Origin of the sequence: Oleiharenicola sp. Vm1 (assembly GCF_047777955.1) — a bacterium.
Taxonomy (GTDB): Bacteria; Verrucomicrobiota; Verrucomicrobiia; order Opitutales; family Opitutaceae; genus Didemnitutus.
Window position 1 is genome coordinate 116,843 of record NZ_CP180536.1, and the last position, 26,942, is coordinate 143,784.

Annotated in this window: 30 protein-coding genes; 13 read left to right on the forward strand and 17 right to left on the reverse strand. The window is 62.4% G+C overall.

All coding sequences use genetic code 11. The annotated features are described in order from the left end of the window. Positions 1 to 6: 6 nt before the first annotated feature. Genes ACMYLB_RS00655 through ACMYLB_RS00670 form a run of 4 tightly spaced genes read left to right on the forward strand, consistent with a single transcriptional unit; the run spans position 7 to position 2,881 of the window. A complete protein-coding gene (locus ACMYLB_RS00655; RefSeq protein ID WP_415907028.1) occupies positions 7 to 528 on the forward strand; it encodes a helix-turn-helix domain-containing protein in 522 nt (173 codons plus the stop codon). Next, positions 482 to 2,071, forward strand: coding sequence for a UvrD-helicase domain-containing protein (locus tag ACMYLB_RS00660; protein WP_415907044.1), 1,590 nt, complete (start codon positions 482 to 484; stop codon positions 2,069 to 2,071). Before ACMYLB_RS00655 ends, ACMYLB_RS00660 begins: the two co-directional genes overlap by 47 nt. Then, on the forward strand, positions 2,071 to 2,343 hold the full coding sequence (locus ACMYLB_RS00665; RefSeq protein ID WP_415907025.1) for a hypothetical protein: 273 nt from the start codon (positions 2,071 to 2,073) through the stop codon (positions 2,341 to 2,343). The genes ACMYLB_RS00660 and ACMYLB_RS00665 overlap by 1 nt, the downstream gene beginning before the upstream one ends. Before the next feature lie 13 nt (positions 2,344 to 2,356). Further along, positions 2,357 to 2,881, forward strand: a complete 525-nt coding sequence (locus ACMYLB_RS00670) for a hypothetical protein (protein WP_415907024.1) — start codon at positions 2,357 to 2,359, stop codon at positions 2,879 to 2,881. 127 nt (positions 2,882 to 3,008) lie between these two features. Here the strand turns inward: ACMYLB_RS00670 and ACMYLB_RS00675 are convergent, their stop codons facing one another. From ACMYLB_RS00675 to ACMYLB_RS00700, 6 genes are all read right to left on the reverse strand, one after another. Then, positions 3,009 to 7,703, reverse strand: a complete 4,695-nt coding sequence (locus ACMYLB_RS00675) for a beta strand repeat-containing protein (RefSeq protein ID WP_415907023.1) — start codon at positions 7,701 to 7,703, stop codon at positions 3,009 to 3,011. A gap of 20 nt (positions 7,704 to 7,723) precedes the next feature. Further along, a complete protein-coding gene (locus ACMYLB_RS00680) occupies positions 7,724 to 8,140 on the reverse strand; it encodes a hypothetical protein (RefSeq protein ID WP_415907022.1) in 417 nt (138 codons plus the stop codon). A gap of 18 nt (positions 8,141 to 8,158) precedes the next feature. Then, entirely contained in the window at positions 8,159 to 9,730 is a 1,572-nt protein-coding gene (locus tag ACMYLB_RS00685) for a hypothetical protein (RefSeq protein WP_415907021.1), read from the reverse strand. 339 nt (positions 9,731 to 10,069) lie between these two features. After that, a complete protein-coding gene (locus ACMYLB_RS00690; protein ID WP_415907020.1) occupies positions 10,070 to 10,825 on the reverse strand; it encodes a hypothetical protein in 756 nt (251 codons plus the stop codon). 135 nt (positions 10,826 to 10,960) lie between these two features. Beyond that, positions 10,961 to 11,239 carry a DUF4326 domain-containing protein gene (locus tag ACMYLB_RS00695; protein WP_415907124.1) on the reverse strand — a complete coding sequence of 93 codons (279 nt, stop codon included), beginning with the start codon at positions 11,237 to 11,239 and terminating at the stop codon, positions 10,961 to 10,963. Positions 11,240 to 11,601: 362 nt separating this feature from the next. Next, positions 11,602 to 11,808 carry a hypothetical protein gene (locus ACMYLB_RS00700; RefSeq protein WP_415907019.1) on the reverse strand — a complete coding sequence of 69 codons (207 nt, stop codon included), beginning with the start codon at positions 11,806 to 11,808 and terminating at the stop codon, positions 11,602 to 11,604. A 55-nt stretch (positions 11,809 to 11,863) separates the two neighbouring features. Here ACMYLB_RS00700 and ACMYLB_RS00705 point away from each other — a divergent pair, with 55 nt between their 5' ends. The 9 genes from ACMYLB_RS00705 to ACMYLB_RS00745 all read left to right on the forward strand — a co-directional run bounded on the left by ACMYLB_RS00705 (position 11,864) and on the right by ACMYLB_RS00745 (position 17,104). Continuing rightward, positions 11,864 to 12,481, forward strand: coding sequence for a ParA family protein (locus tag ACMYLB_RS00705; protein ID WP_415907018.1), 618 nt, complete (start codon positions 11,864 to 11,866; stop codon positions 12,479 to 12,481). A 72-nt stretch (positions 12,482 to 12,553) separates the two neighbouring features. Continuing rightward, positions 12,554 to 12,805 carry a hypothetical protein gene (locus ACMYLB_RS00710; RefSeq protein WP_415907045.1) on the forward strand — a complete coding sequence of 84 codons (252 nt, stop codon included), beginning with the start codon at positions 12,554 to 12,556 and terminating at the stop codon, positions 12,803 to 12,805. A 241-nt stretch (positions 12,806 to 13,046) separates the two neighbouring features. Continuing rightward, positions 13,047 to 13,301: a hypothetical protein gene (locus tag ACMYLB_RS00715; protein WP_415907046.1), complete on the forward strand. Its 255-nt coding sequence runs from the start codon at positions 13,047 to 13,049 to the stop codon at positions 13,299 to 13,301. Between the two features lie 38 nt (positions 13,302 to 13,339). Continuing rightward, positions 13,340 to 13,870 carry a hypothetical protein gene (locus tag ACMYLB_RS00720; protein ID WP_415907016.1) on the forward strand — a complete coding sequence of 177 codons (531 nt, stop codon included), beginning with the start codon at positions 13,340 to 13,342 and terminating at the stop codon, positions 13,868 to 13,870. A 34-nt stretch (positions 13,871 to 13,904) separates the two neighbouring features. After that, positions 13,905 to 14,141 carry a hypothetical protein gene (locus ACMYLB_RS00725; protein ID WP_415907015.1) on the forward strand — a complete coding sequence of 79 codons (237 nt, stop codon included), beginning with the start codon at positions 13,905 to 13,907 and terminating at the stop codon, positions 14,139 to 14,141. Between the two features lie 280 nt (positions 14,142 to 14,421). Beyond that, positions 14,422 to 14,670, forward strand: coding sequence for a hypothetical protein (locus ACMYLB_RS00730; protein ID WP_415907014.1), 249 nt, complete (start codon positions 14,422 to 14,424; stop codon positions 14,668 to 14,670). Between the two features lie 84 nt (positions 14,671 to 14,754). Beyond that, positions 14,755 to 15,258, forward strand: a complete 504-nt coding sequence (abiEi, locus tag ACMYLB_RS00735; protein WP_415907013.1) for a type IV toxin-antitoxin system AbiEi family antitoxin — start codon at positions 14,755 to 14,757, stop codon at positions 15,256 to 15,258. A 102-nt stretch (positions 15,259 to 15,360) separates the two neighbouring features. Further along, on the forward strand, positions 15,361 to 16,317 hold the full coding sequence (locus ACMYLB_RS00740; RefSeq protein ID WP_415907012.1) for a nucleotidyl transferase AbiEii/AbiGii toxin family protein: 957 nt from the start codon (positions 15,361 to 15,363) through the stop codon (positions 16,315 to 16,317). A gap of 16 nt (positions 16,318 to 16,333) precedes the next feature. Further along, positions 16,334 to 17,104: a hypothetical protein gene (locus tag ACMYLB_RS00745; RefSeq protein ID WP_415907011.1), complete on the forward strand. Its 771-nt coding sequence runs from the start codon at positions 16,334 to 16,336 to the stop codon at positions 17,102 to 17,104. On the opposite strand, the gene ACMYLB_RS00750 is transcribed toward ACMYLB_RS00745, so the two are convergent. The 11 genes from ACMYLB_RS00750 to ACMYLB_RS00800 all read right to left on the reverse strand — a co-directional run bounded on the left by ACMYLB_RS00750 (position 17,067) and on the right by ACMYLB_RS00800 (position 26,521). Then, the gene (locus ACMYLB_RS00750; protein ID WP_415907010.1) at positions 17,067 to 17,528 is read right to left on the reverse strand and encodes a hypothetical protein; all 462 of its coding nucleotides are present in this window, start codon (positions 17,526 to 17,528) and stop codon (positions 17,067 to 17,069) included. The genes ACMYLB_RS00745 and ACMYLB_RS00750 overlap by 38 nt on opposite strands. A 19-nt stretch (positions 17,529 to 17,547) precedes the next feature. Then, positions 17,548 to 17,793 (reverse strand): hypothetical protein, encoded by a 246-nt coding sequence (locus ACMYLB_RS00755; protein ID WP_415907009.1) that lies wholly within the window; start codon positions 17,791 to 17,793, stop codon positions 17,548 to 17,550. Positions 17,794 to 17,816: 23 nt separating this feature from the next. Beyond that, complete coding sequence (locus tag ACMYLB_RS00760) at positions 17,817 to 18,092, reverse strand: hypothetical protein (RefSeq protein ID WP_415907008.1); 276 nt, start codon at positions 18,090 to 18,092, stop codon at positions 17,817 to 17,819. Between the two features lie 68 nt (positions 18,093 to 18,160). Beyond that, positions 18,161 to 20,359, reverse strand: coding sequence for an LPD1 domain-containing protein (locus tag ACMYLB_RS00765; protein WP_415907047.1), 2,199 nt, complete (start codon positions 20,357 to 20,359; stop codon positions 18,161 to 18,163). 115 nt (positions 20,360 to 20,474) lie between these two features. Beyond that, positions 20,475 to 21,260: a phosphoribosyltransferase gene (locus ACMYLB_RS00770; RefSeq protein WP_415907006.1), complete on the reverse strand. Its 786-nt coding sequence runs from the start codon at positions 21,258 to 21,260 to the stop codon at positions 20,475 to 20,477. 5 nt (positions 21,261 to 21,265) lie between these two features. Continuing rightward, positions 21,266 to 22,066, reverse strand: coding sequence for a prepilin-type N-terminal cleavage/methylation domain-containing protein (locus tag ACMYLB_RS00775; protein ID WP_415907005.1), 801 nt, complete (start codon positions 22,064 to 22,066; stop codon positions 21,266 to 21,268). 25 nt (positions 22,067 to 22,091) lie between these two features. Beyond that, positions 22,092 to 22,658: a putative molybdenum carrier protein gene (locus ACMYLB_RS00780; RefSeq protein ID WP_415907048.1), complete on the reverse strand. Its 567-nt coding sequence runs from the start codon at positions 22,656 to 22,658 to the stop codon at positions 22,092 to 22,094. Continuing rightward, positions 22,655 to 23,263 carry a hypothetical protein gene (locus ACMYLB_RS00785; protein ID WP_415907003.1) on the reverse strand — a complete coding sequence of 203 codons (609 nt, stop codon included), beginning with the start codon at positions 23,261 to 23,263 and terminating at the stop codon, positions 22,655 to 22,657. The genes ACMYLB_RS00780 and ACMYLB_RS00785 overlap by 4 nt, the downstream gene beginning before the upstream one ends. Before the next feature lie 2 nt (positions 23,264 to 23,265). Next, positions 23,266 to 24,648 (reverse strand): TrbI/VirB10 family protein, encoded by a 1,383-nt coding sequence (locus ACMYLB_RS00790; protein ID WP_415907002.1) that lies wholly within the window; start codon positions 24,646 to 24,648, stop codon positions 23,266 to 23,268. A gap of 143 nt (positions 24,649 to 24,791) precedes the next feature. Further along, positions 24,792 to 25,817 carry a hypothetical protein gene (locus ACMYLB_RS00795; protein WP_415907049.1) on the reverse strand — a complete coding sequence of 342 codons (1,026 nt, stop codon included), beginning with the start codon at positions 25,815 to 25,817 and terminating at the stop codon, positions 24,792 to 24,794. Beyond that, positions 25,814 to 26,521, reverse strand: coding sequence for a hypothetical protein (locus tag ACMYLB_RS00800; RefSeq protein ID WP_415907050.1), 708 nt, complete (start codon positions 26,519 to 26,521; stop codon positions 25,814 to 25,816). Before ACMYLB_RS00800 ends, ACMYLB_RS00795 begins: the two co-directional genes overlap by 4 nt. Positions 26,522 to 26,942: the final 421 nt, after the last annotated feature.

Consider the following 26,942-nt stretch of genomic DNA (forward strand, 5'->3'; position numbering starts at 1 on the left):
CTCACCATGCCCGCATCCGACCTCGCAGGCCTTTCAAACGAAGAGCTGCTTCGTCGCATCGACGCGTGCATGTCCGAACTCTCCACGCTGCGCCAGGCAGTGGCGCAGCGTGGTGTTGCCGGCGAGGCCTCCAGCGCCGCCGGCAATACCGACCATTACGCCGACCTCGACACGATCCGCTCGATCGTTGCGCTTCACTTCCGAGTGCCCGAGGCGGAAATCTGCGTCGCCAATTCACGCCCTGGCTCGCGTGCTGGCCGTTTATCTGAGCCAAGGAAGCTCCTTTATTTCCTCGCCCTCGAATTCACGCGCCATTCGCAGCAAGAGATCGGCCGCTACGTCGATCGCACACATGGCGCGGTAAGTTCAGGCGCCTCCAGCGTCAGGGACCACATCGACACATGCGCTGAGTATCGCGCAGTGGTCGCCAGCCTTCGGCGCCAGGTCTCCACCGCTCTCACCGCACTTCACGATCGTTCCGATGAAAACCTCCCGCTCCCATTTCACTCCCACGCCCGAGCAGGCTGAAGGCGTCGCCATCAGCACCAAGCTCGGCCCCGGCGAACTACTGCTCTACAACGCCTACGCCGGTTCCGGTAAGACTTCGACGCTCGAACTCATTTCCGATGCGGTCTCGCGCGACTGGCGCGTGCTCTATATCTGCTACAACGCCGATATGGCGCGGGAAGCCGCCGGCAGGTTGCCGAAGAATGTCACGAGCAAGACCGCTCACAGCCTCGCCTACGGAGCGATGATCCCGAAGAACCCGACGTGGAAGACACGCCTTGGCAACCTTCGTGCACGAGACCTCCAAACGCTTTTGCGGATCAGCTCATCTGACGAGGCGCAAGCGGTGGTCGATGTCTTCAACTACTTCCTCTGCCTTCCGCTCGATTCCGGCAGCGTGGCGAGTCCCGTCGATGCGTTCACATCGCAACTCGTCATCGACGCCGGCTGGGGAATGCTCGCGCCCCTAGAGAAAGCTTCTGTGATTCGGGGCTGCATCGCGCTCTATCGCTCGATCTTCGAGGGAGTCGGCCCGGCCGTAGCGGTCCCACACGACGCATACCTCTGGGCTTACATTTACTCGGCGCCCGTTGTGCCTTTCGACCTGGTGCTCGTGGACGAGTCCCAGGACCTCAATCCCCTGCTGCTGCGGTTCGTTGAACTCCAGCTCGCCGCTGGCAAGCGCGTCGTGATGGTTGGCGATCGCCACCAAGCCATCTACGCCTTTCGCCGAGCGACCAATGCGCTGGAGAAAATGGCCGATCGAGCGAACTACAGTCTCACCCTCACGCAATCGTTCCGATTTCCTCAACTCGTGGCGAATCAGGCTTCGCGCTTGCTCAACGATTTCAAAGGCGACCCGGTTAAGCTGATCGGCCGCGGCAAAGGAACGAAGTCGCCGAGCGAAGCCACGACGACGTGCTTCATCGCGCGAACCAATGCCGCCTTGGTGGACAAGGCGGCGTCGCTCCTCAATCAGCGGCGCACGCGGTTCCACTTCGCGGCCACCCGCGAACAGGATGGTTTCAAGCCCACAGGCCCCTACAAGTTTTCGGAGATTCGTGACGTGTATTCCCTCTGGACCGGACGCAGTGGCAACGTGCGCACTCCTTGGCTGCGGCAATTCGCTTCCTACGGTGCGCTGCTCGACTACGCCAATCCGCCCGAATCCGAGAACGGCAAGGGCGGCGATGCCGAATTGAAGTCGATGACTGCGCTCATCGACAGATACAGCACGGCCGTGCCGCACATCCTCAGCGAGATCGAGGCGGCGTGCACGGGCCCTGATGAAGCCACGATCGCGCTCTCTAGCGCGCACCGATCGAAGGGCAAGGAGTGGGACTTCACCCAACTCTCCGACGATTTCCTTCCGCTCGACAACTCGGAGAAGCTGGCGAAGTTCCGCTCTTCTGTAACGCCTGCGGAATTCTCCGAGTCGGTGAACCTGCTCTATGTCGCCGCCACGCGATGCCGCCTGCGCTCCACGCTGCCGAGCAACTGCCAAAACTATTTCAATCCGCCGGCGGGCAACGTTCCGTCGTCTCTCGCCTCTGGTCGTCGCTGATGGAAAGCGAACAGTCCATTCATGATCTGCCCGAACTGCCCTCAAGCGAGGCCTACGCGCTCACGGCCGGTTGCCATGCGGCTCGCGCCGGGATGAGTCACAAGACGAACCCGTATCCTTTTGAGGGCGCCACCTGGCTATTGCACCTCCGCTGGTTCGATGGCTGGGTCAACACGCACTTTGCCAGAGACCTCTACGCGCTCAATGAATACGAGCGCAGCCTGGCGCCGGCCGCGGATCGAGATCGCCCGACGCCGGCCGAAACGCTCTAATCGCCCCTTCCCCATGCCTCAACCGTTGCCCTCCAAACAGAAAATCTACGACGCCCGATTGGTGATCGCGGACTGGATGCGGCTACCTCACGGGATTCGGAAACGGGGCATGCCCAAGGCCGTTCGTGAAGCCTACCGCATACAGGGCATCTGGCTCTCGCACGAGATGCCCCCCGAAGTGAAGCGAAACGGAGGCCTGCGCGCCGCCAAGTCGGCCGTGAATCTTGCCAGGAAGGCTCAGGCCTCCACGGAGCGCAGCGCCAAGACACGTCTCGCCACATTCCCCCGTGAGATCCTGCCGACCAACGCCAAGCTGCTGGTCCGCTTCAACCGAAATACCGAGGGACGCACCTGGACGCAGGTTGTCCTCGAACATGATGGCTACCGCTACCGCGTTTCTGCGGCCGTAGCGCAGCGCAGGACCGCGGCCCCCCTCGGACCCTGGGAAGACATTCCGAAACGCGTTTTAGGCCCGTTGCCGTCGTTCCTGCGCCGTTTCCTGCATCACATGGGAGCGTCGTCAGCGACACGTCGCTGAGCGCCAAAAGAGAAGCCCGGCGCACCTGTTGGCGCGGCCGGGCCGGAGACGAGACCCACTGATGATGGAGATCGCCCCCGCCGGCGATCTTCGCTGCACCCGTTACCCCCTCAAGCCGGAAAGCCGGCTAGTTGTTCTTGATGATGTAGTGGACAGGCGCGTTCTGCTCTTTCGTGCCATCCTTCTTCACCTTGCCGGCGCTCTCGCCCTGGGCTGTCACCGTAGGCGGCGTAATCACGCCATTGAAGATTTGGGTAACATCCGGCGCCGGGAGATAGAGACTGTTGCCTGCTTGCGAGGCCTTCACGGTGATCTGGCCCGCACCGGTCACGGTCAGATTCTTGCCCGAGATCGTAGCGGGGCCGCTGACGACAACCAGCGTTACCGGGAGACCGCTGGTTGCGTCTGCCGTCAACGTGTAAGGCGCAGACCGCATTTCGAGATCGCCGGGGTTCGGGAAGGTGATCGTTTGGGCCAATTTGGAGGCGAAGGTCGCAGTCACCACATGGTCAGTGTCCATGAGGATCGAGCCGGCCGTTGCAGCCCCGGTGTAGTCGCCACTCCACCCCACGAAATAGTGAGTGGAGTCCGGCGTCGCACTGAAGCTCGCCATGTCGTTAATCGAATACGAACCGCCTCCGGTCACTGATCCGCCGGCGTTCATGTTCACGGTGAGAACCGCCATCGGCGGTCCGAATGTCGCGGTCACGGCCTTGTTGCTGTCCATCAGCAACGCCGCGGGATTGGCGTTGCCCGACATCGCCCCGCTCCAACTCTTGAACACTTGGCCATTTGTTCCTGCGGCCGTGAGAGTCGCCGTCGCACCTTGGGAATAGGTGCCGGCGCCGGTGACATTCCCCGATCCGACCACCGTCACAGTCAGCGTGACGGGAGGCGGGCTAACCACCACCGACGCCGATTGAGTCGCCGTCCCGCCTGGTCCCGTCGCGGTCACGGTGTAAACGTGGGTGCCGGCGGGCAACCCGCTGACCGCCTGCGAGCCGCTGGCCGCAGTGGAGGTGAGGCTTGTTCCGCTCACCGTTACGCTCGTCGCATTCGTTGTGCTCCACACAACGGTGATGTTGTGCGGCGCGGTGCCGGTCGCCGGCGCCGCGCTGATCGTCGCGGTCGGAATGTTCGAGCCGTCGCCTTGCAGCGCGTAGTAGAGGGGGGTCGCCGCCGAATCGTTGCTCACCACTTGGAGCACGCCTGTTCGCGTGCCCGTGGTGGCCGGAGAGAATGTCAGCACAACGTTTGTGGTGCTGCTCGCGGCCGTCGTTGCCGACGAAGCAGCAGAGGTAAATTCTGCGGCCACTGTGTCGCCGGCGGCCGTCAAGGTCGTGACGTTCAGGACAGAGTTGCCGGTATTTCCGATCGCGAGTGTTCGTGTGCTGCTCCCGCCAGGGGCCGCGGCGGGAAATACGATTGTGCCTGAGCTGTTGACGACGGTGACGGAGGCGGAGGCGGTGTTGGAAGCGGAATAGTTGGTGTCGGCCGGAGACTGCACCGTGACGGTGTAGGTGCCGGCCGTCGGGAAGGACACCGCCTTGGTCGAGCCCGAGCCGGAGGCGCCCGAGCTGCCGCCCCAGGTGTAGCCGGCGCTGCTCTGCGCCCCGGAGGCGGTGAACGTGACCGAGCCGCCGGCGACGACCGTGCTCGATGTCGGCGAGATCGAGACGGTCTGCCCGGCCTGCGTGATCGTCGCCGAGGCCGTGGAGGTCGCCGTCGCACCGGCCGAGTTCGTGGCCGTCAACGTCCACGAGTAGGTGCCGGGCGCCAGGCTGCCCAGCGTGCTCGATCCACTCGGCACGCTCACTGCCTGCGCTCCGGTGAAGCCAGGACCGCTCACCGTCGCGCTCGTCGCGTTCGTCGTGCTCCAGTTCAGCGTCACGTTGCCAGGATACGCACCGCTGTTGATCGTGCGGCTCAGCGTCGCCGTCGGCGCCGCCACCACTGTCACCGTCGCACTCGCCGTGTTCGAGGCCGTGTAGTTGGTATCAGCCCCCGCATAAACAGTGACCGAGTATGTGCCAGGCGTGGCAAACGCGACCGCCTTGCTGCTTCCAGATCCAGATGCGCTTCCACCCCAAGTGTAACCTACGCTGCTGAGTCCACCGGAAGCCGTGAAGGTGACAGACCCGCCCGCCGTCACCGTGGCCGTCGTTGGAGACACGGCAACTGATGTCTGCGGAGCTTGAGCGATAGTTTGTGAGACCGTGGACGTTGCTGCTGTCCCTGCGGCATTGGTGGCCGTCAGGGTCCAAGTGTAGGAACCGGCATTCAGATTTGTGAGCGAAACACCAGTCCCTGATGTCGGCGAATTCGTGATGGTCCCGCTCGTCGGCGCGCTCTGCGAGATCGCGGCCGATGTCGAGTTGGCAAATGACGGCGTGAGCGTCACGCTGCCGGGATACGTCCCGCTCGCGACAGTCTTGGCGAGGCTAGCCGTCGGCGCCGCAACTACTGTGATCGTTGCGGTCGCGGTGTTGGACCCGTTGTAGTTCGTGTTGCCGGAATCAACGACCGTGACGGTGAACGTGCCGGCGGTAGAGAAAACAACCGCCTTGGATGATCCGCTACCGCTGGCGCCGGCGGAGCCGCCCCAGGTGTAACTCGTGTTCCCTCCACTTGCGGTGAAGGTGATGGTTCCCCCAACCGTGATCGTCTGGCTGGATGGTGAGATGGAAACAGTCTGGTTGGCTTTCGCCACCGTGACCGTCGCGGTCTGGAAAGATGAGGTCGCGCCAGTCGAGTCCGCACCGCGCGATCGGAAATAGAAGATACCGGCAGAAGGCGGATTCCAGGTGACGGTGAGCGTGTTGCTCGATGTGTTCGCACCATCCCACCGCGTTGCGCTGGAAGTCGTGCCGTTCCACGTCGTCCCGCCAGCAACCCAGCTCGCATTATCCGTCGAGTAGTCGATTGCGTGGGAAGTCAGATTCGCGTCCGCATCCGTCGTCGTGCTCGTGATCGTCGCAGATCCGCCCCATGTCATCGACGCGGGCGAAGCGCTGAGCGTCGTTGAGGGGACGGTGTTCGAGACCGTGAACGTAGCATCGACAGAGGTTGAGTTGTAGTTCCCGTCACCCGGGTAGGTCGCCCGGACGGTGTAGCTGCCAGGATAGAGCACTGTGCCGACACCGACCGCCCCGCTGGAGGGGGCCGCGCCGGTGCCGGCGGCAGCGACGATGGTATAGGAGACGGCTCCCGTGGGAGTCGCGACAGAGCTGGAATAGGGATTGGCGAAAGACGCGTTGAGGTCTGCGGCGGTCAGCGATCGACTGGATGAGTAAGCCTTGCCAGCGAAGGTCGCCGACGGGGTGGCCTTCGTCACGGTTACGGACGCATAGCCAACACAGTTGTTATTCCAGTTGTTGGTGTCAGAGGACGCCCAAACAATCCCGTCGTTCGCATTGGAGTGAAAAGTGACAGACCCAACCCATGTCGGTAGGAAAGTGATGCTGCGACTGCTGCTTCCGCCTGAGACCACGCCGCTCGTGTAGGACGCGGCTGTGATATACGGTGTCGTAGGATGGTTGCCCCACCCCGTGCTGTGATCCGTCATGGTCCCGCGATTCCAGTCGGTTCCATCCTGGCGCAAGACGAGGAGACCGTGGAATGCCAAATTCGCATCGGCATCTGTCGCTGTCGAAAACGCTGTTACGCTCTGACCAAATGCGATCGTGCCGGCACTAACGGCCGTGTTTACGATCGGGTAGCGATCCGTAGGATAGTAGTTGCCCGATTGTATCCAAGTCGAACTTGCCCCCATCGCATCGTATGCGGCGGCGCGGTAGGTGTAGTAATTGTTTGGTTGGATACCAACGGAGAACGTCGTTGCCGGCGAGACACTGCTGGATGTCGAGCCGAAGGAAGTGTCAGTGTAAGCCTCCCACGCGCCTCCATTGGTGCTTCGCTGAACCACAATGCGCGTGAGATTGCCATCGGGGTCAGATGCCTGCGCTCTGGCATAGTGGGTGCCGCCGTAGTAGAATGTGCCGGGGATGTCATACCACGAGATGGACGGCGCGGAATTCGGCGGCGCAACGATGCTCACATACGCATACTTCGCGGGAGGCGTTCCCCAAGTATCCCATGAACCGCCCCAGTCGATCGCTCCGCCGTTGTAATCCACATCGCCGGCGGCTCCGCCGCGAAACGCAGGCTTGGCGCGGAGAACCACAGTGCTGCCTGTGCCGCCAGCCGTGATGTTGTAGGTCTGCGATCGGTTGGCCCCAACGTTCACATCGGAGCTACCCCAGTTCCACGACGCACCTCCGTCCGTAGAATACTGCACATGCCAAAAGCCGATCTGCTCAGAATCGTAGCCGTCGGTCGCCGCACTCGCCGTGATCGAGACATTTGAACCGGCATACGCGGTGCCTGGCGCTGAAATACTCAGGCTGCGCGACTTCGCGTAGAAGGAAATCACTGGGGTATCCACGTAGCGGCTGCCACTAGCCAGCAAACTGCCGTAGATCGTCCAATATCCCGCGCTTGGCGGTGTCCAATTAGCGGCCCCGTTCCAACTCGCTGCGTTCATCACCGCGGTTGCGCTGTGCCAACCCCAATACTGGGTGTGGAGAACAACGCTTTGCCCAGTGCTGTTGTTGTAGGCCCAAATCTGGCCGCCATCAGATTCCCCATAGATCACCAACCCGCCGTTGCTGCCCGAAACGACCTGAGTGCTGCCCGCGACCAAGGCACCACCATTGCCGACATTCCACGTTCCATAGGTGTAGGCCTCCGCAAAAGCTCGACTGCTCAGCACGAGGCCGAACAACGCGAGGCCGACGATACGGGCTATGTTGAAATGTCGCATGTCTTGGCTGCGATGGACGATTATTTCTTCGCCTTCGGTTCCTGTGCGTTCGTTACCGTGGCATTGCCTGCCGTCTGCTCGCGTAGATGACGGCGGTAATCGACGACTTTCTGCACGTCGTCGCGACGATCCGGCGCGCGTTGCGCCGCAAGATCCACGACGCGCTTTTCCAGCGCGGCAAGGGCCTCATTGAGGCGCTTCACCGCATCCTGCAACTCGGGGGCCTTGTAAGCTTCGCGGATAAACTTCTCGGCTTCACGATAGCGCTCTAGGGGGAGCCCGTTCGGCATCACGAAGCTTTCGCTTACAACCGGGGCAAGTTGCTGACCTTTCCCCAAGGGGGCCGGCGCCGGGGTAGCCGGCGCTTTCGTCGGCTCCGCGGAGAAAAGCGAGCACGCAGCGGCGGCCGTGATAATGTAGAGAAGTATTTTTTTCATGATGCGTAGTGATCGAAATTAGAACCACGAGATGCCGATGCGCGGAGCCAGGCCGGTGCCGGTGAGCGAACACGTTGCCGTGTTGGAACTGGCGGTGACGGTGAGCGTGCCGGTGTTGCTCCCGATCGCCGCGTTCGGGCCGAAGGTAAGCGTGAGCGTGACACTCGCACCTGGCGTCAGGGTGTAGGGCAGCGAAAGGCTGCTCGAAGCATACTTTCCGCTGACGCCAATCGCGGTGACTGTCACCGTCGAGTTGCCTGGATTGGACAGCGTAACCGTTCTGGTCGCGGTTGTCGGTGTGCCGGCAAGCGTGTCGCGATATACGCTCCCGAAATCCAGACTCGAAACCGAAAGCGTCACGTTGCCAGTCGGGTTGACGACGGTGACGGAGGCGGAGGCGGTGTTGGAAGCGGAATAGTTGGTGTCGGCCGGAGACTGCACCGTGACGGTGTAGGTGCCGGCCGTCGGGAAGGACACCGCCTTGGTCGAGCCCGAGCCGGAGGCGCCCGAGCTGCCGCCCCAGGTGTAGCCGGCGCTGCTCTGCGCCCCGGAGGCGGTGAACGTGACCGAGCCGCCGGCGACGACCGTGCTCGATGTCGGCGAGATCGAGACGGTCTGCCCGGCCTGCGTGATCGTCGCCGAGGCCGTGGAGGTCGCCGTCGCACCGGCCGAGTTCGTGGCCGTCAACGTCCACGAGTAGGTGCCGGGCGCCAGGCTGCCCAGCGTGCTCGATCCACTCGGCACGCTCACCGCCTGCGCTCCGGTGAAGCCAGGACCGCTCACCGTCGCGCTCGTCGCGTTCGTCGTGCTCCAGTTCAGCGTCACGTTGCCAGGATACGCACCGCTGTTGATCGTGCGGCTCAGCGTCGCCGTCGGCGCCGCCACCACTGTCACCGTCGCACTCGCCGTGTTCGAGGCCGTGTATGCGCCGCCGGCAGGCGAATAGACTGTCACCGTAACAGTGCCCACGGAGTTGAAAGTGACCGCTTTGGTCGAACCCGAGCCGGAGGCGCCGGAGCTACCACCCCACACATAACCGTTCTGTCCGCCCGATGCGGTGAAAGTGACCGCCGCCCCGACCGTCACCGTCTGGCTAACAGGAGAGATTGAAACGCTCTGCCCCTGCAATTGGGTGCCGGTAGCCGGCTGGCTCAGCGTTTGGTAGGTGTTATACGTCGAGACGTTCCGCTTGCCCCCGAGGTTGGACACTTCGCCCTGCTCCCAGTCACGCTGTTGATTCTTAGTTTGCGTGAAGCTCTGGCCGTAGGGAACCGTGCTCGGATCAGGCGACCACGAGGAGGTGTCATACCAGTCTCGCGTCATGATATTGTAGGGCGTCCAAGTCACCTGCGTCCCCGTCGCGGATTGGTAGATAGTCTGGTTGGTATAGTAAACGGTCTGGTATCGTTTCTGCGTCGGGTCCGTGCTCAAATACTCGCCACGCTCCCAGTCGCGTTGCTGATTCTTGCTTTGCGTGAAGCTCTGGCCGTAGGGAACCGTGCTCGGATCAGGCGACCACGAGGAGGTGTCATACCAGTCTCGCGTCATCACATCGTAGGGAACCCAAGTCGCCGATGATGTGATCGTCACATATTGATTCAGGCCCCAAGAATTGCCGTTACCATCGTCCAACACCCATGCGTATCCGATAAGATAGCGCCCCGGTGCAACGCCGTCTGTGTTGATGAAGAATTCCCAATCGAGCGTTTCCGCATCAACGTGGGATACAACCGTCGCCCAACTCACATACGTGACCACTCCGGCGCCGACACCGTTGTTTTTTCCGACTTGATTGAATCCCAAGCTTTGAGTGCCGGTGTTCTGCTGGAAGGAATAATCCCACTCTTCAACAACGGCAAAGGCGTCCATAAAGGACGCCAGGAAGCCAAGCAGCAGTATCGTGCAACGGAGTATCTTCATCGGCACGGATTACTTCGCCACCGCGGCGACCTGCACGCCGGGTTGCGGATTGTTAAGCGCCGGGTAGGCGACAATCTCGAATTTCTTGCTGCCGTATTTCTTTTTGCCGATGTCGGCCAAGATCGACAGCATATCAATCTCCTCGCCCTCGGGAATGGGACGACTGAGCGTGCCCGAGAACGGCGAGTAAACGTAGAGCCGCCCCGAATAGACGAACATCGCGCAGGGTTGCTCGCCTTCGTCGGTCGAGTAGCCAAAGGCCATCGGCAGACGGTCCTTCGCCATGCGGGCAATGAGGTTGCCGACGACATTGAGCGCACGGGCCTTCGTCATCTCGCCTTCGATGTCGAGGACGCGAGTGCCGCGCTCGTAGGCAACCATGATCTGCTTCGTCACGAATTCCTGGAGCTTTTTCTCGAAACGATAGGGCGCGCGAAGAAGCGCCATATCATTCCCGAGCGAGAAACCGCCGTTGTAGCCGTCGTAGCCGAAGACGCGCTTGCCGTCGGAGAGAACCGCAACGGCATGCTTACCCTGCTCGGTCACGGTGACATTGGCCCTGATTTCGGGGCGAACGGCGCGCACCGTGTCAACGAAGAGAACAGCACGCGGAACACAGCCGCGGGGAAGGTCGCCGACATCGAGGGCCGGCACGGTGGAGAGATCGGCAAACGCAGGTGTTTGCTCGGAAGTATTCGTTGCAGCCATGCCCCGATTCACGGCGACAAGCGCGAGCGAGGCGATGGCAAACAGGGCGGTCTTCATGGCGGAGCGGAAGGAGGTTTCGGTAGAGTGCATAATGACACTATTGAGACAAGTCCACTCGGTTCACAAGTCTTATTTTTAGCTTTTTAGATTTTTAGCTTCTTAGCTTTGCTAAATACCTAGTTTGCTAGTTTTCTATTTTTTGCGTTTCGTGCCCGCCCGCGCCTGCTGCTCGGCGGCCATCCGCAGCAGAACATCGGCATGGCACGCCACCCCAGGAGGGCAAAAGCACGCCAGGCTCTTCCCGAAAAGCGGAGACAAGTCCCACCCCTCCTGTCGAATCTTTGCCTCGAACAGCTCGACCGCGCGGCCGTTATCCAAGACGGCCGCCGGATTCCGTGGATCTGGATCGCCGACCCGAAACGGGTTTCCCCATCGCCCAGGGCGCGCCACCTTCACGCACTCAGGCGGCATGCGCCAGCCCCGCGACCGGCGCAGCTGAACCCGAACCGGCAGCCCGCCATTACAGGTTTCTAGCTTTTTAGCTTTTATCGACTCGCCCTCTGCCGTGTTCTCGATCGCCTCGGCTGAGATGTAGCAATAGGACGCCGCCCGCCGGAGCGGGCTATACGCCCGGCTCCCTTCGGGAGAAACTGGCCCGTGATGCGACACCAACCATCCTTGCGCGTCTTAACGCCGGCGAAGGCCTGCGGCTCTTTGTGGATCGCTCTGCTTCGGACAACCACCAAGCCGACGCCAAGGCGTCGCACGAGCACACCCGGGACAGGATCGAATGGGCAAGCGAGGCTCATTTAGCTTTCTGGCTTTTTAGCTTTTTAGCTTCTCTCCACCGGCGGGATGATACGCCGGCAAAAATCCCACAGCGCCAAGACGAGCACAAGCCCGACCCCGCCGACACGCCACCATTGCCGCTCACTGAGCGCGCAGCCGACGTAGAACGCTGCGAGCACCGAGGATAGGGCCGCGCGCGCGAGCGCCACGCGGTTCATTGGATCTGAAAGGTCCTGGCGGGGGTGTTTCATGGGTTTAGTTTTTTAGCTTGCTAGTCTTTTAGCTTTTTAGCTTCTTAGCAGCAAGATGAAAACCGTTCTCGTGGCCCAGAGCAAAGGCGGCGTCGGCAAATCCACCTTGGTTTGCCTCCAGGCGATGGCGCTCAATCACTGCGGCGTTGCCGTCGCAGTGTGCGACCTCGACATGCAAGGCACCACCAGCTCCTGGCTGACCGAACAGCTCCCCAAGCTGCCCAACATCGAAATTCTGCCGCAGCCCGACACGAAGCCGAGCCGCCCCGCAGCCCTCCTCCTGATCGACACCGCAGGGCGCGGCGACTTCGCCGCGATCATGGATACCATGCCAGCCGCCGACCTCTACCTTGTCCCCGCAACCCCCGCGATTGAGGACATCCGCATTGCCGGCAAAACAGTGGCTCTGCTCAAGCAGCATCGGCCCCAAGCCGTGATCCGCCTGATCTGGAACCGCATTCGCGAGGGGCACAGCGACAGCGACGAGACGTATCTCCAAGCCTTCACCGAGCAAATCGGAGTGCCGGCGCTCCGCAACCGCATCCACGAGAGCAAGCCCTACCGCGACGCCCGCTTCCCGCCACCGACCGGCGGGTGGGCGAGGGCAACCACGAGCAAGTATGCCAAGGAGCTGCCGGCCGTCGCGACCGAGATTCTGTCATTGCTTGTTTAGGTTTCTAGGTTTTTAGTTTTTTAGCTTCCTAGCAATATGGCCGTAGATGCACACTGGATCAAAATCGGTAGCGTGAAGATCCCGCTGCCGAAGGTGCAGCGCGCTACTTGGCTCCGCATTATCCGTCGCGGACTGCTCCCGATCGCCGCCGCGTGGGCTATCTACCTGGTGCCAATGCCGCCCAGTTTAAGCCTAGTCCGCGCCGGCCTGATCTTGGCCACCGGCATTTACTTTCTCAATTCACTCCGAGGCTTCGTCAACGACCTCAACCAATACACCGCCCATGTCCGCAGCAGCACATCCCCCAAAAAAGCCCGTCGGTAACGGTGACGCGAAAGCCCAAGCAGCCGCGCTGGGCGCACGCTTGCTTGCCACAACCATTGCAGCGCATACCGCGCCCGCGGCGGCCCCAGCTTCCGATGCTCCGCCGGCCGCGCCGGCCCCGAAGCCCAAGTCCTCGCCTCCGCCCAGCCCCAAGAAGGCGCACCCGCCTGCCGCTCCCGCACCCGCCGCACCCTCGGCGGCGGGCGAGAAGCGCACTCCACGCAATCCCCCCAACCAACTCATGGCCCAGGGCGACCCGCCGAAGAAGGTCTGCTATAACGTCGATCCCGCTCTGTCGAAACACCTCCTCAGCTTCAAATTCGGCCTCAACATGCAGGGCGTGAACCGCAAGGTGAACGACACGATGGTGTCGCTCTTCGCGCTCTCGCAGCTTCCCGCCGGCGAAAATGGGTCGGGCGTGACGCCCGAACTCGCCGAGGCATACCGGCAGTTTGTCAACGAACGCTTCCCCAAGGAGGGTGCGGCTGAGAGTTGACAATCATCCGCTTAAAGTCCTCGCCATCATCAGTTACAGTGTCCGCCGTGTTCACAGAATCCCCTCAAACTCCCACAGGTAAGCGTGACCGGTCACGCCGCCACACGGGCCAGTTGAGCGCCACATTGCGAAAGCAAAGGCAGCGGGCACGGCAGAAGAAGGACGGTTTCGTCCGCCTCGAAATCTTGGTGAGTGACACGGTGGCCAAGAACTTGGTCGCGACGGCCACGCTGACTGGTGGCACGACGAAGGAAGAGGCTGCATTCCTCGTGACAGCCACCGCCGCGCGTGATCTGCGGGAAATGGACGCACTGGCCAAGAAAGCCGGGGAACTATGGCTCCGCGCCGAGCCATATCTGGCCGTCGCCTCCTACCTCGTTGCACCAGGCGCATCATTCCGCTGTAAAGACCGCGTGCTTACCCATGCCGAATGGCAACCGATCCAGACCGAGTTGTTCGCGATTCGGGACGGCCTCGCCGCGCGGCGGCGCTGGGATAAGCGCCGGATCGAGGACTTTTTCCGCCAAGCGGCAGCTCGCCTAAAGCCGCCGACTGCCGTAAAAAGCTAATTTCCTATTTTCCTATTTTTCACCCAATCCAACCATGACGCTATCCACTGCCGAAATTCACGTCCGCGCCTGCGTGCGCGGCATCCTTCCCGAGGCAGAGGCCGAAAAGCTGCTCGCTGATGAAGCGTGGCTCGATGCCGAAGTCTCCAACGTGCTGGCGGCCGTCACGGACGCCCAGGGCGAGAACGCTCACGATCTGGCGGGGCAGGAGAGGGGCTTGGCCGCTTACAACGAAGACTTGCGCGCCAGGATCGGCGCCGGCGCTCGATGAGCGGGGACACCAGCGATTCGCCTGCGCAATACTGCACGATCCGGCCCGAGTTTCGGGACGCCGGCGAGCCGTATGCCGTTTACCTCGTGGTAGAGGACAACGGCGATCGTCTGCGGATTCAGCCCGTCGAGTGGGCTCACGGGATGATCGTCCCGATCGAGACCGTGGGCCGCGACATGATCGACCTGGTGAAACTGGATGATGTGGGTTCACGCTCGGTCCCAGACATGCCTCCACTCCCTCAGAAACCAGCCGCCAGCGAAGCCAGGACGAGAAACCGATGAAGACCTCCGAGATGACCTTCGCGGAATGGCTGCGCGCGCTCGATCGGCGCGGCAGCACCGAAGACCCGATCTATTGCGATGGTCGCGAGACCACCCCGACGGAGCTTGCCCACCGGTTCGACTCGCTCGAACGAATCGCCGGTGTTCGCATCCAATACTTCGGCGGAACGCCTCTGCATCTGATCGCCGGAACCGCCGGCGGCATGCTCCGCGAGCGAGCGCGCACGGTTCGGATTTGCGCTTAGTAAGCCTCTACCCCCTTTTATGGGGGTTTCTATTGACTTAGCGGGCGTGGCCTCCGAAGCTCGGGGCACATGCTAAACGCAGCCATGTATGCCGCGTTGCGGAAACTAGAGCGTCATCCGGTTCTCCGCAAAAAAGACATCCACAAACTCTTCCCTGAAGAGTCGGAGAAGACGTTGGTGAAATCGCTCTCGCGCATGACGACCGCGGGCCTGCTCACTCGCGTGGCCCGCGATCTCTACATCAACACACTGGCGCCGCGAAATCCGCATCTCCTCGAAGAAATCGCCCGTGCCGCGAGACCGGGATGCTTCATGTATGTGAGCCTTGAATCTGCTCTCTCAGAACACGGGCGTATTTCGCAGGTGCCGCTGGTCCTGACGGTGATGACAGACGGCAGCGCCGGCGTCGTGAGAACCACGCTCGGCACGATCGAGTTCACCCACACGAAGCGGACGGCCGCAGAAATGCTCGCTCGGTCAGTCCACGTTGACGGCCGTCCGCTCCGCGTGGCCACGCCAGGAGCCGCCGAACAGGACCTGCGCCGCGTCGGGCGGAACGTCAACATGCTCCTAGACCAGGAAGACTAGCCACCAGCGACAACTCCGATTCCCATGACCAAATCCCAAAGTTTCCAACACCTGGTGTCCGCAGCTATGCAAGAGTCGCAGGGCGGAGCATTGCTCCGCCCTGTGATCGAGAAAGAACTTCTCCATCATTTCATCCTGCAAGCGCTCGATGAAGCCGGCTATCTGCGCAAAGCCGTCTTCCAAGGAGGAACGTGCTTGCGGCTGTGCCACGGCGCCGAGCGATTCAGCGAAGACCTCGACTTCGCGTGCGGCCGTGGATTCGACACCGCGGACATGGCCGGCATCACCGATTGCCTCTCGCGTAAGATTGGCGACCGTTTTGGGCTGCCGCTCACTTTCCGCGAACCGAAGCTCGCGGCCGATCGCGGCCCCCAAAGCGTGCCCGTCGCCACATGGACCGTGATCGTTCAGACGGCGCCAGAAAACCGGTCGCTGCCAAGCCAGCGGATCAAGATCGAGTTCGCCGCGGTGCCTGCGCACACACGCGAACTCACGCCGTTGCGCACGCCGTATCGGACCATGCAGGGCATGGCCGACATTCTGATCCCCACGGAGTCGCTGACGGAGATTCTGGCAGACAAAGCGCTCGCGCTCCCGCTCTCGCTTACAAACGAGGACGGCACCAAGGCGGCACTCAACTCCCACCGAATCCGCCACCGTGACATCTGGGACATCGCGTGGCTCCTACGCCGCAACGCAGCGCTCAGTCCCGAGCTGGTGATGAGAAAGGCACAGGACTACGCCGTGCCGGCGGAGACGCTGGCGGAGCGCTATGCAGCGGCCGTAACGCAGGTGCCCCACGTGGTCCGAAGCCCCGAATACCTCGCGCAGATGCGGCGCTTTATCGAGCCCGCCACGCTCGATCGCACGCTACTGCGCACCGATTATCTCGACTACCTCAGCCGTGAAATCACGGGCGTTCTCAACGCGGTCAGCACGAAGCTGGATACCGCGAATCCTGAAAAGAGACGGACCGCGCGCCGAGAATCGGCATCAATGCCGCCCCTTCCGCGTGCGCCGAGCAAGTCGGCCGCGGCCAAAAAGACGAAGCCCCGCTAAACGGTAACGCTTCCCAATGGATCAAAAGAACTCCGCCATTACCGAGGCGATGATCGAGGAGATCATCGCCAGGCACTTCAACTCTTTGCCGGAAGGGCAGGCAATGCAGCAGTGTCCCGTTTACGAGCGCCGTGTGGATGTCTTGGCGCTCTCCGGCGCTGAACTCTGGGCGATCGAAGCGAAGCTCAGTGACTGGCGACGAGCAGTGCAGCAAGCGTTCATCAATCTGCCTGCATCAGACCGATCCTTCATCGCGATCTGGGAACCGAACGTCGGCCGCGTGGATCTCGCGGTCCTCGATCACTACAGCGTCGGACTAATCAGCGTCGGCACGTCGCCGGCGACGTGCGCGATCGTGCACATGCCATCTGAGAGTCCGCACCGGAACAGCATCATGATCGACCGGCTGAAGGCGCGATTCGCAACCGAGGGGGCAAAGCTACGGGACGCCGGCAAGCTTGCCGGCGCGCCCTCCGCGAAGCCCCCGCTCTTCATTCCGTTGAAGCGTGCTTTTTTCGATGCCTTCGAGAGGGGGGCCAAAACCACGGAATACCGCATCTATGGTCCGCGGTGGAATGAATCAACCTGCCCGGTGGGCCGGCCTGTGGTCCTGTCGCTGGGCTACGGCAAAGCGCATCGACTGCACGGGACAATCCGCAGCTTCACACGCATGAAGAGGCCAGAGAAGCTGCCTGGCTGGATCGAGTGCTACGGCGCCGGCGAGGGCCGCGTCGCCGCGTGCATCGAGATCAACGTGAGCCGCGAGCCTTTGGGGCATCCGCTCTGACGATCGGTAATGGTGCCGCGGGCGCCTGCTGAACTTGCCCAAGGCCTTTAAGCGGCTTCCACGTTTCGCGCCGCCCGTAGAGCCGGGTGATCGTCTCGCGATCGGATTCAAGCGCGGTGTCGAAGGCGATCGCTTGGGATCGCCCGTCCACCTCGCGCAGCCACGGATCAACAACAAACCGGCCATCAACCAGCGCGAAATCGTGCCCGCCACAATCTCGCGCTACTTCTGAGCCGGGGTTCTCGCTCTCGAAGAAACCAACTACTGCAACTCGCTCCGCACCCAAAACCTTCCGCACGTGCTCTGCGTAAGCCGTGCATTCGCACGCGCTACGCCCGGAGTCGGTGAAAATGCCACCGTTGTCGCTCTCAACGATCGGCCACGGGAATTTCTCAAACTGCCGCTGGAGTGATTCCTTCGTCACGCCGAGCCCACCGCGGTCATCAAGCGGCTTTAGATTGGAGCCACGCCAGCGCTTGATCGCTGGCCTCCTTCGCCGTCGGGCAGGTGTATTTCTGCGGCATCATCACGCCGGCGATTTCGACACGCCAGCAGAGGTCCAGACTGTCGCCGGCGACATCGGGCTTAACCTCAACGCCAGATGGACGCTGTGCAGCGCGGAGCAGCCGTGCTGCGCGCTCTTCAACGGTCGTGAGCTTTGCGTATTCGGCTTTTTCTTTGGGCTTCATGTTCGCTCCTCCAATCGCAGTTTTCAGACTCGCGACGCTCGCGCGAGCGTCGCACGCATGGCGTCGAACCGATCGGACTCCTCGGGTGAGAGTGTCGCTTGCGCGACCATTTCGTCAGCCGTGAGGCCAACCATGTCGGCGCAGGCCTCCGCCAACGTCAGCGCGAGCATGTCGAGATCTTCATCGCTCAGATCATCGCCGACGGGCGACTCGGTAAGCAAAGCGCTCAAGACCTTCGTTGCTTCTTCGATGTCGAGTCTGGTCAATTCGGCCGCAACGGCAGGGTAAGTGTCTGCCATCCGACGGAGGACGGGTTCCGCGTTTTTGGGGCTGTGCGTGTTCACGAGGGTGGGGAAGGGGATTGGGTTCATCGACGTTGCGTTCTGGTTGCGGCGTTTCCTGCGGCCGTCGGAAGCGGCGGCATCGCCGGCGCCGCCTCGCGGATCACCGTGGGAAGGTGTTGTTGGAGTTTCCGAAGAACGGTTCCGAGCTGCTGGCCCAGACTGCTGCGCTCGACATCCTGCGGGTAGGCCTCGCCAAAGGTGCCTTGCACGAGGAATGGACTGCTGCGTCCGTCCTGGCTCTTTAGAGCGTCGTAGGTCACTGCCTCGAACGCCCGGGCGAACATTTCGTGAGGTAGCGCATAGTAGCGTTTTTTCTCGCCATCGAGGCTGCGGCACGCCGCCACGTATTTAGTTTCCTCGGTGCGCGGGGGGCCTTGCCACTCTTCCGGCTTTGCGAGGGCCACCGTGAGCGCGTCGCTCGTGCGGCGCAGATGGTGGGAGAAGTAACCCAGGTTGTTGTCGATCCACGCCGTGTTGCCCTTGCGGCCAGCGCGCTGCCGAATAAGCGCGCATGTTTCTTCCACGGTGAAGATGTCGTGACGCGCGCCAGGCATGACGAATTTGTCGAGGTGCGGCTTCAACTCGTCGGCGATCACTTGCGCCTCCTCGGGAGTGCGTCCGTTCTGGATGCAGAGATTCGGAATCGTCCTGTAAATCAGAGCCACCTGGTTGACCGCATTGCGCAGCACTTCGTCGTGGCTCTTCTGTGCGTCGCGGATGAGATCGGCGCGCGTGTAGGGGTAGGTGACGCGCCAGATGGTTTCCATCGCGGCGCGAATCTCGCGGATGTAGCGCACTTCGTCCGATTCCTGAGCAAGAGGGACCAATCGCCGAAGTTCGCAGTTGGAGAGCATCACGCCGAGGTCTGTCGTCTTGCTGACGATCCCAAGCGCATGCGCCCGATTCCCGAGATAGTGGTCGAGCGCGTGGGCCCACTCGTGAGCCAGGCAGCCCTCGCCACTCGGCTTGGTAAGGTTGATAACTTCACGGCCCGGCTCGTAGTGCGCCGCAGCCCAACCGCCACGGCCGCGGGCGCCAAACGCGATCGCTAGTTTGCCGCCCAACGAAAGCGACTCAGGAGTCCAGCCGTAGATTTCTGCCAAGTCCCGGAACGCATCATAGCCGCGATCGAGGACTTCCTGGCGCTCCTGCTGATTGACCCACAGGCCGAACTCGCCGCCGCGAAGCGCGAAGTCGTGGAGATAGTCGTTGCCGACGACGACGCGGCCAGCGCGCCAGTCCGGGCCGTTGCGGCGGTATCCGTCATCAACGACCGCGCCTTTGGCGCGGGCCAGCGTGGCATCACGCTTCGCTTTGGCGGCGGCGCGCTTCTCCGTGAAGCGGCCCTCCGCCGCCTTGCGCAGCGCAGCCTTCGCCTCCTGCTCATCCTTGAACGTCACGCCCACGAGAGCCGCGAGCGGACCGCGGCGAAGGTAGTCGTAACGATATGACGGTGCGGGGCTGTCGTATTCGCCGAGGCCAAATCCTCCATCCGGGAGCGGCACGATGCTGAAGCTCTGTTTCCGCAGCCATGCCTCCGCCAGTGATGTCCCGTTGGGCCATTCCTTGTTCTTGAGAAGCAGCCGGCGCGTGGTGCGATCGAGCTGGCCGATCCCGAAAGAGGAGAACGTTTCCTGCATCGAATAGACGGTGCGCCAATCGAAGCTCATGGGGCCATTACGCCACTCGTCCAAGCGGCTTCCGGCCGAGGAGCGCCAGCTCACCGATCTCTCCGGGTTCATCTCGACGTGGCTCAGATAAACCGCCGCGTCCTCATGGTTGCGATAGGCCTGCGACAGTTCCGCCGGCGTCTTGCCCTGCTGACAAATCGCCTTCGCGGTGTTGATCGCGCTGACGAACAGCTCGCATGCAGAAACGCGAATTTCCTCAGCCGCGGTCGCAATCACCTGCGGAGCCGAAGGGAATGCGTCGCGCATCATCTTCACCATCGCAGCGGCTTCACGCGTGTAACCGCTGGCGATCAGCGCCGCGTAGTCTGGCGTCGGCCAAACCATGTCCTTGCGCACGAGTTTGTCGCGCTCGACGGCCGTAAGCGTGGCGATGTCATCGAGGCGGAAATTGCCGCGGAGGTCCTTCCGCGCACCGCCAATCTTCTTGCCGAAGTCGGTGATGCGCCCGGGGATGCAGGGAGAGGTGTATTCATTCAGGCTTTCATTATCGGCACACACGGCGAAGCCGGCTTGCCACGGTTTACGATTCATTCCCCGTCTTTAGCCCTCATGCGCGGCCCAATGGAGGCCGTAGAACGCGAGGGATGCCGCCTGATCGGCGCGCAACTGGTCGATCTCCACCGCGGAGATCGGCACGCTGACCGGCTCAGCGAGCAGCGAGGGTTTTCCCGCTGCGGGGGCCGTGCGAGGGGAGGGGGGGCATGGGTTGGGATCGTTGCTGCTCATGGCGGATTTCGTTGATGAAAGCATCCAGGCTCTGCGCCTTGAAAATCAGTTTCGCCTCGCTCTCCGTGAGGCACTGAACATTTCCCTCGTAGATTCCGAGGCCTGCGAGCATGCGCGAAACGTTCTCCATCCCGTGCTTCTGATCGAGAGCCACGAAAGTCTCCCGTGTAATCGGGAGCGTGCGCCCGTCGCTCATGGCACGACTCGGCGTGTAGGCGAGGGTAGCGACCGCTACGACCGAAGCCCGCTGCTGATAAACAAACTGCCGCAGCTCGGAAATCGTTCCGCCCTGTGTCGCGACATCATCGAGCAGGACATAGTTGCGGCCGGCATCGAGGTGGCCGGCATACTCGGCGCGGTGCGCGAAACGATACGCCGCCCCCCTGCCGGTGTGAGCAGGCTTGTTGGTCTTTACCACGCCTTGCTGAAGCGGCAATCCACTGCGCGTGGAGAACAGCGAAGCGAATGCGTAGGGGATCTGGTTCCCGTTCTCCGCGGTCGGACTAGCGACGACGACTAGCCCCGCGCCTGGGTATCGCAGCCCGACGGCGCGCATAAGATCGCGATCGGCGATCGAATCCACCAAACGCACGGCGGCCGTTCGGTCGCCGTGCTTCGCGGCCTCGAAGTCAGGATGTCCGCTTACCTGCTCGACGGTAGCCGTCGAGTAGATGCGCGGAAATCCTTTGGGCCACGGAAAGACCATCGTGCTTACTTGTGCCCGAGGTAAACGTAAACGTCACAGGTGCCGTTGCTGGGCGTCGCCCAGACGACACGGCCGCGGTTCTGAGCCGAACCGGAGGCGGAGGCATCCAGGAGCTGCGGGTTGTATTTTTGGGCCAACAGGTAGGCGTCGGCCGCCGACGCACCCTTGATGACGGCGCTGACGACGACGACGGAGGCGGGCAGATTGTTGACGCCATCGAGCAGGAAGTTCGCGCCGTTCGCCGCATTGGGCGCCGTCGCCGGAATGCTCGTCATCGTCTCGATCCTGGAAATCGGCGACCAGTTGTGCGCCGGCGTGGCGGTGTCTGGGCTGACGGAAAAGACGCGCGTGGTGGGCGACCAGAGCAGGTCGGCGCTCGTGGTGGTCCAGCCCGTCGGCAGCCTCGTCTGGCTGCCCATCGGCGGGGCGAAGAACGTGTTCACGATGCCGGCGCCGATCAGCACCTGGTCGAACCGCGCCGCGTTCGCGAAATTCGCGGCCGTCGCCGTGGCGAGGGTGCCAGTCGCATTTGCTGTGACCTCAGCGGCCGAAGCCGAATGCGAAATTGGGAACGTGCCCATGCCGCTGGTCTGGTCAAACTGACCGACCGCATTCGCGTAGGTCTGGAGCATGTTGTAGGTGGAATCGACACGGTTGTTTTGCCGGATCGTCTTGAACGTCGGGATGCCGATCGCGGCGATGATGCCGCCGATGATGAGCGTCACGAGGAGCACTTCGATCAGGGTGTAGCCCTTATTGGACTTGAGCGGCGAACGCCGCGGTTGCTGGACAGGTTGCGTTTTCATTTTCATCAGTGGGTTGGAACGAAATTCAGCGGATACCAGGGCCGCGCAGACCCAGGCCCATCTGTTGCTCTCTCGTCGCCCGTGCAGCGTGCTCGCTCGATGCGATCAGCGGGACCAACTCCCACGCTTGCTTTAGCACGTTGACCACGAGCTGGTGAATGCCGCGGACAGACTCCTCGCGGTTGCCCGCGATGTTCAGAGTCGCCGGCTGATGCTCGACAAGAAATTGCGCGACGGCCTCCGCCGATCGCCGCGAGAAATCCCCTCCCATCGGAGGACGGATCAGGAGGAACGGTTTCTCCTGCGATCGGCACTGAGAAACGGTCAAACCCGAGCCCGGTGACATCGCCGGCGTCAGGTTGAAGATGATCGTGGCGTCCGCATCGCGAATGTTGAACTTCGTGCGTTGCTCGTAGCCGCTGGTCTCCGTCTCCTGGAGGTTGTAGTGGCCGGGCACTACGCCGTCCTGTGAGCGCCGTCCCTTCGGGCACCAGCCGCCGTGCGCAATCCCCGCGGCGATGGCGAAATCCAGACCGGCGCGATCGGCACCAGTCTGGCCGCCCGAAATGATCTTGGCCGGCAGGGAGATCATTTTTTCTCCTCTGCCTTCGCCTTCGCAGCCTTGGCTGCCTCGATCTCCGCGTTAAGCTGCGCGTTTTTCGTTTCGAGGGCCTTGATGTATGCGGCCTGTCCCTCGACCTGCTTAGCAAGTGCAATCGTGTTCTGCTGCATCGCATCGCTCGCGCGCTTCAACTCATTCGTGCGCACCGCCAGGGCTTGGTAGAGCTGTTGGTTGCGGGCGTTCTGCTCGCGACTGCGCATCAGCTCGATCGCCAGTTCCTGCTCCAGCATGGCCGGCTGATATGTAACTTCGCCGTGTTGCGGGTTGCCGAGCACGAAGCGCATCGAGGACGGCGGCGCCGCAACGGCGCGCGGATCGGTTTCTTTCCGCATGACGACTTTCCCGTCCACGATGTAGCCGCGATAGACGCCCGGCAGCACGACATCACCCTGCCACTCCACGCCCAATTCATTCGTCTTCGTCGTCTCTGGCGACGCCGGCGGGTCGATCTTATTCAGCGTGCCCTCGGATACGGGACTCACCGGACGATTGCGCGGCGTGTGCGCCGTGTTGCTGGCGCAACCGCCGACAGACAGTGCGAGAATCAGAAGTGAGAAGATGAGGCGGAGTTTCATGGTCAGCGATTCAGGGGAGACGCATCGGCCGCGGTGGGCATCTTGAGCCCAACCTTGGCGGCCAACGGATCGAGTGATTGGTCGATGAAGAGGTAGAATTCCTTGCCACCTGGAACTCGCACATAAGAACCGTTCTGCGCGATGTCCTCAGCGATTCGTTGCGCGTAGGTGTTAAGCAGGTTCGTCGTGCCTTGGCTGACGGCATTGATCGCCGCGTTGCGCGGCGTGGCTTCGGGTTGTGTTGAACCGGTGTTACCGACGGGCTCACGGGTCTGCATCGTCTGTCCAGCGCCGGAGGCGAGGCCGGAGAGTGCTGCACTGGCGAACAGCTTCAGCTCCTCGTTATCGGTTGTGCGGATCGTGTCGCCAGTGAGGCCGACGCCACCGTCGCCGATGCCCCACGAACGCGGCCGACCGGAGGCATCAACAACCATCTCCTGGCGATCGAGCGCTTGCGCGCGGATCGCCAGCTCGCGCCCGTTGGTGCGGCCATCCTGTTCGGGCAAGACCATGATCCATTCGTTGCTGTCGAGGATGCGCCCGAGTTTGTTGCCATCGCGGCGCGTCCCGCCGACGCGGGAGAAAATTTCCGTGTTCGCGGGAATGATGAGCACGCCATTCCACCAAAGGTCTTCCATGACCATCGCCACGATCGGGGCACCCGTGTTGATGCTGTCCACGGTGAACACGAGCCGGCACTTGAGCAGGCGCCCGTAGGGCGCGAATTCTGCCGGCGTGTTGCTGCTACCGTTCGCTGTCGCAACTGCGCTCGGCGTCGCGATCGTCTGCTGAGTTGATCGCTGGGCCGCAGCCGCAGCGCTGCCCGCGGCCGGTTGGGCAGTTTGCTGAGGACTCGATTCCCACTCGGCACCGAGCACTTCACGCAACCGGGCTCGATCGCCTTTCGGCGGGGGCGCTACGGCCCCCGAGGGCGCGCCGGCGAGTTCGCTGCGACCCGACACTGGTTCAAGCGAAGCGCCTGCGCCGCCTGGCTGGGCAGTCGGCACGGAACCATCTGCGCGCGGAGGGCGCGGCGTGTCGCGGTTGTAAGACTGCCCGGCGGCTTTGTCCTGGTTCTTTTCCGACTTCACATCGGCAGCTCCGGCAGTGCGATCAGGGTAGGAGGGTGCAGGCGATCCTGCGGCAGCAGAATCCAGATCGTCGTTCGGCGCCTGCTGACCGCGCGGGTCCACGCGCTGCTGATTTTGCGGCGGCGTTTGCTGGGAAGTCGTCTCCTTCTTCACTTTCTCGGGGCGGAGGTGGCCAACCACGGCCAAGCCGATCAGCACGATGCCCAGCGCAAGCAACACGCGTTGGCGGGCGCTGATTCGCTTCACCCACGCAAACCGGCCTTCTTTGGGCTCGTCGCCAGGATCGAGCAGCACGGACGGGGGAACCGGTGTCGCGCCCTCGGCGGCCGTCGGCAGCGGGGGCAATTCCGAGGATTGAGTCCCTGGCGCCGCGGCACCGCCGCCACGATCAGGTTGCTTCCGCTCAGGTTTGCGATTCCGACCAAAGGACGGGAACTTCATGGCTTCGGTTCCTCCGAGGGGAGAAGATCGCTGACATCAACGCTGATCGCCGGATTCGGGTTCACGTCTCTCACCAAGGCGATGCTCAGTCGCATGGGCGTGCTCGGTTCCAAGAGCACGCGTTGTCCATCGGGCTTCCGGGCGATCACAAAGAAAGCGATGTTCTTTTCCCCGGGCTCCACGATCGGGTTGAAATCCGCGGCCGTCGCCGGGAGCACTTCGTCACCACTGCGCAGAATGAAACTGTCCGGGAGAAAAGTGAGACGACGTTGGGTTTTGTTCTCGATGGAAACAGCGACGCCCAATGCCGACATCGCGTTATTCCGCACAACGAAGTAGGGGCGGATACGGAAGCGATCGGTTTCGACGGAAGGATCGGTGTCGCGCCGCGCCCAAGCGAGTGCGGCATTGGCCGCAACAGCGCTCTCCGCCTGCTTCTCAGGCAGATTCGAGAGCATCTGCATGAACCGGATCAGCCCGAGCTGCATTTCGTCCGTTGCCGGCGTGAAGTCCCGCCGTGGCGGGCTGGCGAGGCGCTGGACCGTGGCATTGCGGGCCTTCGTGGTCTCGCGCTGTGCCGCGACCGCGGCCTCCGTCGCTTGGCGCGCTTCCTCCGCAGGATCGAAGAAAGTCACCTTGCGGAAGGCGTAGAGCGCCCCTGCCGGCGCTACTTCGATCGGATAGGTTCTCCCGCGCATGACGATGTGGAGTGTGCGCCTGGCGCCGTCCACGATCGGGGAAATGAAAAACGTTCTCTCTCCGCGGCGGAGGCGGAGGAAGAAATCACCGGCGATCTTCTCGGGGTCCGTGGTGAACGCGCGGCCGGCCCAATCCTCGATCGGATACGGCACTTCAACCGCGGTGGCGTCCACCGGATTGGTGAGGATGATGTAGGGGCGGGTGCGCTCCGCATCGAGGGCGAAGCGAACCACCGTGAGGGGCTGTTCTTCGTCGGCACGCACGCTCGCGCCGACGGCGCAGAGCGCAAGGCAGAGGAGCAACACGTGGTGACGGCGGATCATTTCTGCAATGGCTCCCAGCGCTCGTCTGTCCAGGTAAGGCGGTAACGGGCGACTTGATACGGATACTGGCCTCGCTGCCCAACGAACGCGTTGGGGACGAGTTCATAGGTCACGCGAAAATAATACGCCGGCGGAAGGTCCGGGATGCCATCAACGGCGCCGGTGCGCCGGACATAGCCACGAACGCGAAACCGGCGCTTGTCGCCGCTTGGTTCGAGTGGGTCGATGCCGGCAATCTCCGGCTGCTGAAAGTAGTTCCGCCTCTTGAAGAGATCGGCTTCGGCCGCGACCTCGGCATCCACTTGCTTCATCGCCTCCGGCGTGAAGAGACGCCGGGCGAGTTCTGGCGCCGACAACCCATTCGGGTTACGCGTGAACTGGGCCTGCGAAACTTGGAGGGCGAGTTCACGGAAAAATTGGGTGTCGGGGTTGAGGCTTTCGAGCGGCCCGACATGGATCACGCCAGCGCCATCGACCGCGAACGTGGTCTGCGGCGCACGCGCAGAGCGCACCGCTGCGAGCATGAAGTAGAGGCAGACGACGGGCACGACGATCGCGATGCCGATGCACAAGACCTTGATCTGGTGCTCAGCCGCCAGGCGCTTCACCGGCGTAAAGCTCGATGAAACGTCCTGGGGATTCCTCGCGGTCGAGGTGGCGTCGCTGCGGGGGAATTCTTCCGTTGAACCAGGCTGAAATGTCACGGGGTCGAGAATTTCGACCCTTATGAGACAAGTCAACGCTGGTTTACAACGGCTCTATCGCCCTCTGGAGGCTGCCATGCGTGCGCGCGCTTGGAGTAGGGGTGCCGCAGGCGGTTCGACAGCATGCCGTTCATGCTCGTGAACCGCGCTCACACCTGGCGGATTGCCTACTCCGGTCGCAACCCATTCCATCCACTGCGGCACGAGTGCCGTCTTGTCTGAGGGAAACGGGATGTCGATTTCCCCCCCATCACGTTTTCGGGCTACGGCCGAAAACTGCGTATCCGGTCCGGCAACGCGCCGCCAATAGAGGTATTCGTAGCCTTCTCGCTGCGCTACCTCTTCGGCGGTTGTGCCCAACCAGTCTTTGAAGAGTCTTTGTCGTTTGTGTGGCCCCACGTTGTTATTAATCGGACCGATG

Bases quoted from the DNA above. Each gene is read 5' to 3' on its own strand.
- ACMYLB_RS00680 (WP_415907022.1), bottom strand. From the start codon at position 8,140: ATGAAAAAAATACTTCTCTACATTATCACGGCCGCCGCTGCGTGCTCG.
- ACMYLB_RS00795 (WP_415907049.1), bottom strand. From the start codon at position 25,817: ATGATCCGCCGTCACCACGTGTTGCTCCTCTGCCTTGCGCTCTGCGCC.
- ACMYLB_RS00695 (WP_415907124.1), bottom strand. From the start codon at position 11,239: ATGCCGCCTGAGTGCGTGAAGGTGGCGCGCCCTGGGCGATGGGGAAAC.
- abiEi (WP_415907013.1), top strand. From the start codon at position 14,755: ATGTATGCCGCGTTGCGGAAACTAGAGCGTCATCCGGTTCTCCGCAAA.
- ACMYLB_RS00705 (WP_415907018.1), top strand. From the start codon at position 11,864: ATGAAAACCGTTCTCGTGGCCCAGAGCAAAGGCGGCGTCGGCAAATCC.
- ACMYLB_RS00775 (WP_415907005.1), bottom strand. From the start codon at position 22,066: ATGAAAACGCAACCTGTCCAGCAACCGCGGCGTTCGCCGCTCAAGTCC.
- ACMYLB_RS00780 (WP_415907048.1), bottom strand. From the start codon at position 22,658: ATGATCTCCCTGCCGGCCAAGATCATTTCGGGCGGCCAGACTGGTGCC.
- ACMYLB_RS00700 (WP_415907019.1), bottom strand. From the start codon at position 11,808: ATGAAACACCCCCGCCAGGACCTTTCAGATCCAATGAACCGCGTGGCG.
- ACMYLB_RS00660 (WP_415907044.1), top strand. From the start codon at position 482: ATGAAAACCTCCCGCTCCCATTTCACTCCCACGCCCGAGCAGGCTGAA.
- ACMYLB_RS00725 (WP_415907015.1), top strand. From the start codon at position 13,905: ATGACGCTATCCACTGCCGAAATTCACGTCCGCGCCTGCGTGCGCGGC.
- ACMYLB_RS00760 (WP_415907008.1), bottom strand. From the start codon at position 18,092: ATGGCAGACACTTACCCTGCCGTTGCGGCCGAATTGACCAGACTCGAC.
- ACMYLB_RS00675 (WP_415907023.1), bottom strand. From the start codon at position 7,703: ATGCGACATTTCAACATAGCCCGTATCGTCGGCCTCGCGTTGTTCGGC.
- ACMYLB_RS00785 (WP_415907003.1), bottom strand. From the start codon at position 23,263: ATGAAACTCCGCCTCATCTTCTCACTTCTGATTCTCGCACTGTCTGTC.
- ACMYLB_RS00765 (WP_415907047.1), bottom strand. From the start codon at position 20,359: ATGAATCGTAAACCGTGGCAAGCCGGCTTCGCCGTGTGTGCCGATAAT.
- ACMYLB_RS00655 (WP_415907028.1), top strand. From the start codon at position 7: ATGCCCGCATCCGACCTCGCAGGCCTTTCAAACGAAGAGCTGCTTCGT.
- ACMYLB_RS00715 (WP_415907046.1), top strand. From the start codon at position 13,047: ATGGCCCAGGGCGACCCGCCGAAGAAGGTCTGCTATAACGTCGATCCC.
- ACMYLB_RS00730 (WP_415907014.1), top strand. From the start codon at position 14,422: ATGAAGACCTCCGAGATGACCTTCGCGGAATGGCTGCGCGCGCTCGAT.
- ACMYLB_RS00770 (WP_415907006.1), bottom strand. From the start codon at position 21,260: ATGGTCTTTCCGTGGCCCAAAGGATTTCCGCGCATCTACTCGACGGCT.
- ACMYLB_RS00690 (WP_415907020.1), bottom strand. From the start codon at position 10,825: ATGAAGACCGCCCTGTTTGCCATCGCCTCGCTCGCGCTTGTCGCCGTG.
- ACMYLB_RS00755 (WP_415907009.1), bottom strand. From the start codon at position 17,793: ATGAAGCCCAAAGAAAAAGCCGAATACGCAAAGCTCACGACCGTTGAA.
- ACMYLB_RS00670 (WP_415907024.1), top strand. From the start codon at position 2,357: ATGCCTCAACCGTTGCCCTCCAAACAGAAAATCTACGACGCCCGATTG.
- ACMYLB_RS00665 (WP_415907025.1), top strand. From the start codon at position 2,071: ATGGAAAGCGAACAGTCCATTCATGATCTGCCCGAACTGCCCTCAAGC.
- ACMYLB_RS00745 (WP_415907011.1), top strand. From the start codon at position 16,334: ATGGATCAAAAGAACTCCGCCATTACCGAGGCGATGATCGAGGAGATC.